Source organism: Rhodopirellula bahusiensis, assembly GCF_002727185.1.
In the GTDB taxonomy this organism is placed as follows: domain Bacteria; phylum Planctomycetota; class Planctomycetia; order Pirellulales; family Pirellulaceae; genus Rhodopirellula; species Rhodopirellula bahusiensis.
The window spans coordinates 129,405-140,447 of record NZ_NIZW01000008.1 but is presented as its reverse complement, the minus strand read 5'-3'; the positions used below and the strand labels follow the sequence as shown (position 1 = coordinate 140,447).

Genomic DNA, 11,043 nt, shown 5'->3' with positions numbered 1-11,043 from the left:
CCGTCGTCGACGTCAGGCAGTGGCAACCGCAGCACGTCGCGGTCAAAGTGGATTGGCAACATCCTGTAGCGGCAACTGGTATGTCATCACACCGGCAATGGCACAGGGGACTAGTCAGCGCCGTAGCGAGAACCATCGTGACGGTTAGACACACCACGATTCCATGGAGCATCCGTCCGCTTCGCGCCCGCCGAACATTGCCTTGTCCGCTCATCGGATCACCACCCTTGGGCACAAAGACGCGAAAGGATGACACCAAAATGACGGCACTCGTAGATCACATTGAATACACTTCGTCAGGTTGGTTCTGCCGAAAAACGCATAAAGACCGTGTTTTAGCGAGGTATCACGCTTTGGCACGCCACCTGCGTTATCAAACAAGCGTTCCCTCCCCTCTCCTCCTAACGGATTTGAACCATGAAACGCTTTTTGATGATCGCCTTCGCGGGTGCCGCCCTGACATTCCTGATTCCATCTGCCGAAGCGAGCGCTGCTGACGTGCATCACGGCGGTGGTCACGTCTACAACGGCGGCCACGGCTACGTGGGTCATGGCGGAGGCCACTCCAGTTACGGACACGGCTACACCGGTGGCCGAGGTTACTACGGTGGGCACGCAATTACTGGGCACGGAATCGCGCGCCGCTACAACGCGACTCCCTCTTACGGTTCGGCTTACGGCAGTCACTACGCCCCGAGTTATCGTTCGTACCAACCAGCCTACCGTGGTCACGGCGGTGTCCATCTTGATGTCGGGCGCCTGCACCTCGGCGTCGGCGGACACCACTAGGTTGAATACTGTCGATTGAAGATTGCCGACTGAGAATGTGAGAATGGGAAGCGGGCGTCGTTCGTCTGCTTCCCAATTTCTTTGGGTTTGCATTTCAATCACGTTATCGCCTCCCGTGGTCCGAGCTTGCGTGAGTTGTATCGTCGATACCGGCGTTTCATGTAGCGGGCGATACCGTACAACACTACACCCGCAGCGAAAATGAAATACCACGAGGTTTCAACGGCGACTTTGCCCTGCTGGACTCGGTGCATGAGCAGTTCCACGCCCGGAAAGGCTACAGCAATGACGGCAACGGCGGCTGATTCGGCGCGGATCACCTTGGGCCAATTCATGGGCAGTTCCGCGCTCCGCCACCGCTTGAGTCGCGGAATGAATGCCGGTGTTCTGCTCGACCATCGAATGAAATCGCTTCCAAACTTCTGCCGAAGAAATGCTTCTTCCGTGAACATGATCCGCTCGTAATACAATGCGAACGACATCACGTAGATTGCGACGAGCCAAGGTGCCAGGGAATGCAGCACGATCCCCAAGGCAACCAGGAAGTTGCCTAGATACAGCGGGTGTCGCAGCACCGAGTAGAATCCAGACGTATTCAGCGATTCGGCGATCTGCTGCTTCGTGTTTCGTCCCGACGTGCCGTCGGCGGCATGTCCGACCGTATGACAGCGCACGAACAAACCAAGCAACGAAACTCCCACGCTGAAAATGCCCCAAGCCAGATGCAGATTCGGATGGGCCTCGATCACTGGGTAGCGTACGGCAGCAACAAAAATTAGCGGTAGGAACACGAATGGAAGGTAGCTACGCCAGCGGAATAGCCAAATTCCTGATCGTTCAAATTCTTCAATGAGGGGCATGGATTGGGCTCTAGGAGGCTGTCTCTTCAGATTGGTCGTTGTTCGTTACTTCCTCGTCAACCTCGTTGCCTTCTTCCTTCGGCTCGAACCAATGGTAGATCGACGGCAGGACGATCAAGGTTAGTAGGCTAGACGTGATCACCCCGCCGATGACGACAGTCGCCAGCGGTCGTTGCACTTCGGCACCGCTACTGGTGGAGAACGCCATCGGCAAGAAACCAAGAGCGTCCGTGGTCGCGGTCATCAGGACGGGACGCAGTCGATCGACGGCACCGGTAAATACAGAATCGTCGATTCCCTGGCCGCGCTCTCGAAGTGCGCGGATGTGTTCGATCAGAACGACACCGTTCATCACCGCGATACCAAACAAGGCAATGAAACCGACGCCGGCAGAAATGGAGAACGGCATGTCGCGTATCCATAACGCCAAGATGCCGCCGACGGTGGCAATGGGCACGTTCAAGAAAATCAGCAACGCCAATTTCACTGAATTGAACGTCAGGTAGAGTAGTGATCCAATCAGAAACAACGCCAAAGGAACAGCGATGGACAGTCGACCGACCGCGTCCTGCAAGTTCTTGAATTGTCCGCCCCAAGTCACTCGGTAACCCGGTGGAAGTTCAACTTGCGATTCAACTGCCGCTTGGGCTTCACCCACGAAACTGGCCAGGTCGCGACCACGCACATTGACCTGCACCAGGAACCGACGTTGGATTTCATCGCGACTGATTTGGGCGATCCCCGGACCAACCGTGATTTCGGCAAGTTGCTCCAGTGGGATTTGTCGGCCGCTCTTATCGGCGATGCGTATCTTCTTGAGCGACTCCAAATCCTCGCGATACCTGGGTGCCAGCCGGACCATCAGCGGGAACCGCTTTTGACCTTCAAAAACCTCGCCCGCATCTTTGCCGCCAATCGTTGCGACCGCGTCGAGCACGTCGCCGGCATTGATGCCGTAGCGAGCGATCTGGTCACGCAGAATCTTCACTTGAATGTACGGCAAGCCTCCCGTTTGCTCGGGCTGCACATCTGCCGCGCCGGGGACCTGGGAAACAACCCCCGCGATCTCGTTGCCGATTCTTTGTAGGGTTTCAAGATCGTCACCGTACAGACTGATGCCGATGTCACTGCGGACGCCCGAAAGTAATTCCTGAACACGCAGTTCGATCGGCTGTGTAAAGCTGAAGTTGTTTCCGGGGATGCGTTTGTTGAGCGCTTCGCTCATCGCAGAAATCAATTCCTGCTTGTCTTCGTACCGCCACTCCTCCCGCGGTTTCATGATCACAAAAATGTCGCTCGCTTCAACGCCCATCGGATCGGTCGCAATCTCGGGACGCCCGGTTTTTGACACGACCGATTTAACCTCCTCGCCGAATTCGTCCAGCAAGGTTTGTTCGATGTCCGTGGTCATCTCGATCGAACGTTCCAGTGAAACACTCGGAAGCCGGACGGCCTGAATCGCCATGTCACCTTCGTCCAGCTTCGGAACGAATTCAGCCCCAAAGCGGCTTGCGATCAAGATGCCGATTGCCAGCGACGCGGTTGCGATACAGACAATCGCCACGGGATGCTTCATGCTGCGACGTAACAGAGGTTCGTATCCACGTTTGGCCCATCGAATCAAAAATGGGTCTTTTTGCGTGAACTTACGCGCCAAGAACAACGACGCGAGCACGGGCATCACGGTCAAAGAGACGATCAACGCACCGACCAATGCCGACATGAAGCTGAACGCCATCGGGCCGAACATCTTCCCCTCAATACCTTGCAGCGACAGGATCGGAATGAACACGATGATCACGATCGCACCGGCGAACAGGATCGGTCGGGCAACTTCATGGCTGGCTTCGCGGAATACATTCAACGGTGCCTTTTGCAGATCGGGATTTCGTTGCTTGGCCAATCCGACCTGTCGAATTACGTTCTCGACCATCACCACGGACCCATCGACGATGATGCCGAAGTCCAGTGCGCCCAAGCTGAGCAGGTTGGCCGATACACCGAAGTATTTCATCGCCATGAAGGTGAACAAGGCCGACAACGGAATTGCCGAAGCGACGATCAAACCGGCCCGCCAGTCGCCAACGAGCAAGAACAACATGATGATGACCAGGATCGCTCCGCCGCTGACGTTCTCCACCACCGTATCGACGGCTCGCTGGACCAACTCCGTGCGGTCGTAGAATGGGTCGATGTAGACACCTTCGGGTAGAGACTTTTGTATCTCGGCGACTTCCGCCTTGACGTCCTCGACGACCACCCGCGAATTCTCACCGATCAGCATCATGACAATTCCGACGACGGCTTCGCCACGTCCATCCCGCGTGACGTAGCCTTGTCGCAGTAGCGGCGCAAACTGCACTTCGCCAATGTCGCGAATGAGGATCGGTGTGCCATCCTCACGGCTGTCCAAAACGATGTTGGCGATATCATCGAGTGATTCGACCAAGCCCTCGGCGCGGATCAGTCGTTGTTCTTCATAATGCTGGATGTACCCGCCACCGGCGTTGGCATTGTTGCGGTCCAAAGCATCGAAGACCTGCTGCAACGCGATGCCATAGTTCAGCATCGCGTTAGGGTCGATTTGGACCTCGTAGGTTTTCAGTTCACCGCCGAACGTGTTGACTTCGATGACGCCCGGAACACCGCGCAATTGAAACGCAACGTTCCAGTCGAGTATCGTTCGCAAATCTTGGAGGCTGTAGTCGTAACCCTCTTTGGCGCGAACCTCGAACTGGTAAATCTCACCCATGCCCGTCGCGATCGGCCCCATGGTGGGCACGCCGATGTCGGAAGGGATTTCAGCGCGTGCTTGGGTCAACCTTTCACCGACGAGTTGCCTGGCCCAATAGATATCCGTACCTTCCTCGAAGACCACCGTCACATTGGAAAGGCCGAAGCGGGTGACACTGCGAATCTCGGTGACCTTGGGAATGCCACTCATCGCGGTTTCGACCGGGAAGGTCACAAACTGTTCCATTTCAACCGGACCGAGCGCCGGCGAAGTGGTCAGTACTTGGACTTGCACATTCGTCAAGTCAGGCACCGCGTCTACTGGCAGCCGGAGCATCGAATAGATGCCGGCAACGACAAGCAAGACGACACCCAGCAGGATGACGATGCGATTGTTCAGGGAGATGTCAATGATGCGATTGATCATGATGAATTAGTGACCGTGGCCGATCTCTCCCTTCATCAGTTCCGACTTCAATGCGAATCCGCCCGAGGTGACAACTTTGTCGCCAACCTTCAATCCTTTGCGGATTTCGATGATGCCGTCGGACAATGTCCCAGTGACAACTGGCACTTTACGAAACTCAGTTTCACTATGCTGAACAAAAACAACCTTCTTATCCTCGATCTCTTGAATCGCCGACTCGGGGATCGCCAGGATATTCTGTGAATCCTGAGACGGTATTTCGATCTCGACAAACATTCCGGGCTTCAGGTGCCGGTCTTCGTTGCCGGCAACTGCCTGAAGACGCAGCGTCCGGGTGTCTGGATCAAGCACGTCGCCACGGTAAAAAATCTTCGCGGTGTGCGTGTGCAGTGAACCATCGCTCGCCGTCGGTGCGCGAAAAGTCAACGTGTCACCAAGCTGCGCGATCGCGGGCAGGTCTTTTTGATAGATGTCAGCTTGCACCCAAACGGTTGACAAATCGGCCAAGCGGAACATCTCGGTGTCAGTTCCAACGCGTTCGGCCAGCACCACATTCTTGGCGATAATGGATCCCGCGAAGGGGGCGACGACTTCGTAGTGCGAGATGTGTCCCCCCTTTTGGTCTGGCTGAATGTCTTCAAGCTCGGCATCTTCGTAACCGAGGATATTCAGTTTTGCCTTTGCGACTTCAACCGCTTGTTGAGCTTGTTGGACCGCCTGCTCCGCCTCGAGGGCATCTTGCGGAACGGCAAATCGCAGTTGTTCGAGAACCGCATTGAAACTTGCTTTCGCGGTGTTCAGATTCGCCCTGGCTTCGATCAGTTGTTTGCCAGCGATTGCACCGGTGTTGGCAATGGGCTCGATCCGATCAAAATCTGCTTGTGCCTGCACAAGGGTCGTGTAGGCGCCGAGCAATTGTTCCCGATATTTTCCGATCGGCTTATCACCAAGTGTCTTTTCGATCTCCTCGGCCGACGCGTTACGGTCGAGCGCCTCAATCAACTGCAAGGCATTCGTTTTCACCTGTTGGGAAAAATCATTGGCTTGTTTGGCAAACTTTTGCTGCAACCGAGCTTGGTACAGTTCTAGTTTTGCCGTGCCGACTTCACGACTGTCAATAATCGCCAAGGTCTGCCCTTCCTCGACACGGTCGCCAAGGTTCACCGGGACTTCATGTGCCCGCCCTTCGGTGATGGAATAGATGTTGGCACTGCGGTCTTCATTGAGCGTCAGCTTGCCAGTTGCCCACGTTTGGATGTTGACGGTTTGCCGCGTGGCCGGTTCAACCTCCAACTTCGAGGCTTCCCACATTTCTTTTGGCAGCGAGACAACGGCTTCCTCACCTTCCCCTTCGTGACCTTCTTCTTCTCCGTCTTCATGACCATGCCCATCGCCTTCACCGGTAGAGTCCTGCTCCTGAGCCACTGATCCACTGGACCAATAAGGGACGCTAAAATAGACAGCGCCACCGGTTAACACCGCAGATGCGAGGCAGGCTCCGATGAGGGTCCAGTTGGGAGACAGTTTCTTGTTCATGATGGCAAACAATTCGGGTAACGGTTTTTATGGTGTCGATCGAATTCCTTTTCGTCGAAAATAGTAGAAGCAATTCAAAAAGCGGTTCCCGGCCTCGCGAGGCTAGTCGTATCCGAGGCCGGGAACCTTGCCGATCACGGTGACACACCGCAATCAACTGGGGAAATGAGGAATGAAGAATCCGAGCCGCCTATTCCCTATTGCCTAATGGCTGTGCCCTTCGTGATCGTGGTCATGGTCGTGCGAAATCTTCCCTGTGAACGACTTGCCGTTGATCTGCAAGATGACGGCTCCCTCGGCTCCGGCTTCCATCCACTGGTCCATCTCGGCGCTGGTGGATGTAAAACGCGAAGATTTTCCGGATTCGTCTTCGGCCTGCGGGTCGGCGGGAAGCTCGAACGATTTCACCTCGCCGTCATGCTTCAGGCTGACGGTTAGTTTTTCGGCTTCGATCGCGACCGCTTTGGTTGCGGAGCCATCGAGCACATAGAGCGCCACCGCACCGGTGCCGTGCATCATTTCGATGTGAAACGCTTCTTTGCCGAGTTCGACCAGTTCACCGCCGTGTGGTCCGTGTTCGGGATGTCCGCCCATGTCCATCATCGGCGGCAACTCATCCATCACGATCGGTTCGGATGATTCCGGCGCTTCAGAGACTTGAACGTCTTTTTCCGAGCAGCCGACGAAGGTAGTGCAAGCGAGGGCCAGCGTGAGTAGATGAGTTTTCATTTTCTTCTTAATTGGGAATGAGGAATTGGGAATGAGGAATGGAACGGGGGATAGGACGAAGTTTCCTGTCCCCCATTCCCGGTTCCCCATTTCTTAATGAGCGTGCTTGGTCTCGAAGCCGTGCTTCTTCAACCAGCTCTCCCATTGGTGGGCTTCGTTATGACTCTTCAGAGCCAACTGCTGCCACTTCGGGCAGCGGTAATTAACGTCGGTGTGACCGCCGTGCGAGCCGACCTTCACTTCGCAGCGAAGCGTCTTCAGCGTTTTGACCAGTTTGTCGCCCTGGTCACCTTCGGCATGCGTCGTTTTCCACTTTTCCAAACGGTATTCGACCAGTTCTTTTGCCGCAGCGTTTGGCTCGTTAGCGTGAACCAACATGCTGCCCATCGCGACCGATCCGACCAAAGCCGCGACTGCAAGTATCCGTACATTCAACATTGACATTCCTCCGTGGGAGTCTTCTCGAAACAAACAACCATCGTTTCGGCAACGCACCGAAACGGCAAACCAATTTGCCCATTGAAGCGGGCAATCACGAGGAACCGTTCCTCGTATCAGTGTTTAATCTTTCATGTCGCGACCACCGGTTCGGCAGGTTTGTGGACGGTGGTGGTGGATTCCGTACTCTCCAACCCTTCCAAGTGGTCGCGAACGATTTGCTTTCCGGCACCTTGACCGATCGTCCAGAATAAGGCAGGTCGGACGAAGAATTCTGCCAGTGTGCTGGTCAGCAAACCGCCGACGATCACGGTCGCGATGGGGTACAAAATCTCTTTACCGGGTTCGCCCGCCGCGAGTGCCAGCGGCAACAAACCGATGCCAGACGTCAGTGCGGTCATCAGCACCGGAGCCATCCGTTCTTGACCCGCTCGGCGAACCATTTCGCGAGTCCATGATTCACCCTCGTGCTCGACCAAATGGATGTAGTGATTGAGCAACAAGATGCCGTTACGACTAGCAATCCCGCATAGTGAGATAAAGCCGACCATCGCCGCGACCGTCAGGTTTTGATCCGTGATGACCAGCGCCGCGACCGCTCCAATGAACGCAGTTGGCAGCGCAACCAAGACTTGCATAGAGAAATTGACGTTACCAAATAGCGTGTATAACACCAGGAACATACCCAGCAGCGCAACGCACGAAAGAATCAACAAACGACGCGAAGCTGATTGTTGGCTCTCAAACTGTCCGCCGTATTCGAGAAAATAACCAGGCGGCAATTCCATATCGGCGAGTTCGGTTTTAATGTCTCCCACGGCGTCGACGACCCCGCGATCGGAAACGTTGGCTTGCAGCACGATCCGGCGACGAACCTGTTCTCGCTTGATCATGTTTGGACCGCCGCTTTCATAGATATTGGCGACCGAATCGAGCGGCACCATCCCGCCGTCGGGAAGCGGGACCGCGAGACGTTTGAGCTTGCTGACATCTTCGCGATACGGTTCGTCCATGCGGACCATCAGGTCAAAGGTTCGCTGACCCAGCAGCACTTGGCTGACGACCGTCCCGTTCATCGCTGTTTCGACCAACTCCATTACGTCAGCAGGCTGCAAACCGTTCTGGTTCAGCGCCGCACGATTGAGTTCGATACGAAGCTGCGGAATATTGGTCTGTTGTTCAATGACGACGTCGGTCAATCCCTCGACACCGGCGATGCGTTGCTTCATCTCTTCGGCTTTGTTCCGTAACACGTCCAAATCGTCACCGAAGAGTTTGATGCCGATTTGGGCTTTGACGCCCGAGATCATGTGGCTAATCAAGTGCGCGAGCGGTTGCTCGGTGCTGGAGACGACGCCAGGAATATCCTCCATCGTCTCGCGAATTGTTTCGAGCGTCTTCTCGCGATCGGCATCGTCTTCCATTTCCAGGAACAACTCGGTCACGTTAACGCCTTCAGCGTGCTCGTCTAGCTCGGCTCGACCCGTTCGGCGAGCGACCGACTTGACCGACTCAATCTCCATCAATCGCTCTTGCACGGTGACGCCGATCTTGTTGCTGGTGGCCAACGAAGTTCCCGGCGCGAGCAGAGCGTTCACCTGAACGGCTCCCTCGTTGAACGGCGGCAGAAAATCACTCTCCAGTTGTGTCACCGCAAATACGGCGAACGCGACCATCACGGCAGCCACGCCAAGAACAGGGCCGGCGAATCGCGTGCTGAATCCGATAGCGAGTCCCGCAAGTCCCTTTAGGCCCTCAAGCAAACGCCCCTCTTCGGCCTCCTCGCCGCCGAGCATCCATTCCGTTACCAGCAGCAGCACCCACACCGCGGGCGTCAAAGCGATCGTCCACCAAAACGGATCACCGGGCATTTCAAATGGCAAATGCAAAATGTGAATCGCTCGCGGCACGACCCAGTACATGGTGAGTGCGGCGATGCCTGACGCCAAAACTGGAACGACAAACCGCCAGACCTTTTTGCCGACAAGCAACAACGACGCCAGCACGGGTGTGACCGTCAATGAAACGCCCAGTGAGGCGACTAGCGAAACGACATAGCCCATCGCAAGCGGCACGAACAGCTTGCCTTCCATTCCTTCGAGTGCGAAAAGTGGAATGAAGACGAGCACCACGATTGCCGTTCCGTACACCACGCTACTTCGTACTTCGATGCTGGCTTCGTAGACGACTCGCAGCACCGGTCGCGGATATTCCGCATGGCGATTTTCTTTTAACCGCCGGAAGATGTTCTCAACGTCAACGATCGCATCATCAACCAATTCTCCGATTGCGACCGCAAGGCCACCAAGCGTCATCGTGTTGATTGACAATCCGAACGCAGCGAATACGCAAGCAGTGGAAATGATCGAAAGCGGAATCGCCGTCAGCGTGATGAACGTGGTGCGGAAGTTCAGCAAGAACAGGAACAAAATGACCAGAACCAGCACACCCCCATCGGCGAGAGCTTCAATGACGTTTTCGATTGCTCTGTCGATGAACGAACGCTGCGAGTAAACGTTGGCGATCCGAATATCGTCTGGCAACGAAACTTTCAGTTCTTCCAATGCTGCGGCGATCGCGGTGTCGACCGCACGTGTGTCACTGCCAGGCTGTTTGTTGATGGTCAAAACGACGGCTGGCCCACCTTCGACCGTACCATCTTCGGTTCGCAGGAAGGTCGACGAGTCACCTCGCATGACTTGCGGGCCTTCGATGACTTTCGCGATATCGGCCAGGGTGATCGGACGACCTTCGCGCATCGTGATCGTGACCTGACGCAGGTCTTCAAGGCTGCTGATTCGCCCCAACCCTCGGACCAACAACTCGTTCGCACCGCGTTCGTCAAGATATCCGCCGGTCGCGTTCAAGTTTGACCGCGAGACGGCTCGGTGGACTTCATCCATCGAAATGCCAAAGTTTCGCAGTGCATCCGGATCAACCAGCACTTGATACTGCATCCGCCCACCGCCCATCGTGAAGACTTGCGAGACACCAGGAATCGTCAGCAAGCGTTGACGCACAGCCCAGTCCGCGAGCGTGCGAACTTCCATCGGTTCGGTCACATCGCCTTCACTCCACATGCCGTACATCAGAATCTGGCCCATGATCGACGAGATCGGCGCGAGCGTCGGCTTCACACCATCAGGCAGATTCTCCGAGGCAAGCTGTAACCGTTCATTGACGATCTGACGATCGTTGTAGATGTCGGTATTCCAAGCGAACTCCACGTAGATCACGGACAATCCGATACCGCTACTGCTACGCACCGCTTCGACGCCGCTAGCTCCATTGAAAGCGGTCTCCAGAGGAAAGGTGATCAGCGCCTCGACCTCCTCAGGAGCCATTCCAGGCGCTTCGGTCATCACCACCACGCGCGGACGGTTCAAGTTCGGGAACACGTCAATCGGCAACTGCAACGACTGCCACGCCCCCACACCGAGCATGATGGCCGCGACCGCGAGAACAATCAGGCGATTGTTCAACGAAAATTGAATGATTCTGTCTAACATTTTGATCCCTCAGTAGTTTTGG

7 protein-coding genes are annotated in these 11,043 nt (G+C 55.6%); 1 reads left to right on the top strand and 6 read right to left on the bottom strand.

Annotated elements, in window-relative coordinates:
* The first annotated feature begins 417 nt into the window (after positions 1–417).
* Positions 418–789, top strand: coding sequence for a hypothetical protein (locus tag CEE69_RS11805; RefSeq protein ID WP_099260836.1), 372 nt, complete (start codon positions 418–420; stop codon positions 787–789).
* 98 nt (positions 790–887) lie between these two features.
* Here the strand turns inward: CEE69_RS11805 and CEE69_RS11800 are convergent, their stop codons facing one another.
* The 6 genes from CEE69_RS11800 to CEE69_RS11775 form a co-directional block, all read right to left on the bottom strand.
* Positions 888–1,649 (bottom strand): methyltransferase family protein, encoded by a 762-nt coding sequence (locus tag CEE69_RS11800; RefSeq protein WP_099260835.1) that lies wholly within the window; start codon positions 1,647–1,649, stop codon positions 888–890.
* Between the two features lie 10 nt (positions 1,650–1,659).
* The gene (locus CEE69_RS11795; RefSeq protein ID WP_099260834.1) at positions 1,660–4,809 is read right to left on the bottom strand and encodes an efflux RND transporter permease subunit; all 3,150 of its coding nucleotides are present in this window, start codon (positions 4,807–4,809) and stop codon (positions 1,660–1,662) included.
* Between the two features lie 6 nt (positions 4,810–4,815).
* Positions 4,816–6,345 carry an efflux RND transporter periplasmic adaptor subunit gene (locus tag CEE69_RS11790; protein WP_099261008.1) on the bottom strand — a complete coding sequence of 510 codons (1,530 nt, stop codon included), beginning with the start codon at positions 6,343–6,345 and terminating at the stop codon, positions 4,816–4,818.
* Positions 6,346–6,549: 204 nt separating this feature from the next.
* Positions 6,550–7,074: a hypothetical protein gene (locus tag CEE69_RS11785; protein WP_099260833.1), complete on the bottom strand. Its 525-nt coding sequence runs from the start codon at positions 7,072–7,074 to the stop codon at positions 6,550–6,552.
* Between the two features lie 93 nt (positions 7,075–7,167).
* A complete protein-coding gene (locus tag CEE69_RS11780; protein WP_099261007.1) occupies positions 7,168–7,512 on the bottom strand; it encodes a hypothetical protein in 345 nt (114 codons plus the stop codon).
* A 131-nt stretch (positions 7,513–7,643) separates the two neighbouring features.
* Entirely contained in the window at positions 7,644–11,021 is a 3,378-nt protein-coding gene (locus tag CEE69_RS11775) for an efflux RND transporter permease subunit (protein ID WP_099260832.1), read from the bottom strand.
* Positions 11,022–11,043: the final 22 nt, after the last annotated feature.